This window comes from Vibrio sp. 1159, from assembly GCF_033340395.1.
GTDB classification, from domain to species: domain Bacteria; phylum Pseudomonadota; class Gammaproteobacteria; order Enterobacterales; family Vibrionaceae; genus Vibrio; species Vibrio alginolyticus.
Genome location: NZ_JAWOWL010000149.1, coordinates 1 through 1,166 on the forward strand (window position 1 = coordinate 1; position 1,166 = coordinate 1,166).

At 43.2% G+C, this 1,166-nt stretch carries 1 protein-coding gene; it reads right to left on the bottom strand.

The features are described from left to right. Window positions 1-852: S49 family peptidase (locus tag R7127_RS26605; protein WP_318148723.1), on the bottom strand; the 852-nt coding region annotated here is incomplete at its 3' end. Window positions 853-1,166 lie beyond the last annotated feature (314 nt).

A 1,166-nucleotide genomic window follows, 5' to 3' on the forward strand; every position in this document is an offset into this window, starting at 1 on the left:
TGTCGCCAATTCATCAACTAACCCCATTTTGACTGCCAATTGCGCCAAATCACCATCCACAGATTTCATCTCGGTAAGCAGTTCTTCCATAGTTGGGTTTAGCACTTTGGCGTTGATGTTGCGGTTAGTCGTCACGTCATCAACAAAAGCGCTCCACAACTGAGTGACCCAGCGAGTGGCAGACTCTTTTGCCGCATCCGACATGTCGTCACGAATAAACGGCTCGATAGCCGATTTGTAAGTACCGACTCGGAAAACGTGAGTGGATACGTCTAACTTCTCTAGCAGAGTTTTGTAGTACATAGAGTAAGCGCTGTAGCCCTTAATCAGTACGCCACCATCAGGCGCCATGTATACTTTATCGGCGTAGCTTGCTAGGTAATATTGGCTCTGATTGTAAAAGTCACCCACCGCGTAAACTGGTTTACCTGATGCCTTAAACTCGTTTAACGCTTTAGCAATGTAACGAAGTTTCGTTAAGTTCGTTTCTGGGAGATCGCGCAGTGCCAATACCAAGCCAGAGACTTTGGCATCGTCTTTTGCGTAGCGAATGGTGTCCACGATATCGAACAAAACGTTCTCTTTTGGCATCTCGTTACCTAAAAGAGAGCCTGCGACTGAATCCATTGGATTGACATAACGACGCTGTTCCACGATGGGACCAGAAAGGTTCATAACCAAAGCGGATTCTTTCTCGATAACAGGTCGTCCTTCGCCAGTGTAGGTAAACGCAAAGTAAAACACGGCGATCATCAAAAGGAAGATCAGGTTTGCCAACGCGAGTCTGATAAAGGTGATGCTTTTCCATATCCCTTTAAATATCAAACCAATAAATTTGAAGAGTTTTTTCATCTTGTCTCCATAACGAGATAGTCTTTCCCTAATCTTACAAAGTATGGGTTCTTATCTCTAAGATCTCAAAAGATAACATTTTTTTAGCTTATCACGCTCACTCAACAATTGGCATATTTTCGCGCGAGATTGATCGGTGTTACAAAAATGTAAACGCTTGTTTGATTTTTTGGTTTTCCGGACGTAGTCTGGTCAGACCATGATAATAACAATGGATGTTAAGTGATGTCTGCCATGTACCCTCATTTATTAAAACCACTGGAACTAGGTTTTACCCAATTACGAAATCGAGTCCTGATGGGATCAATGCACAC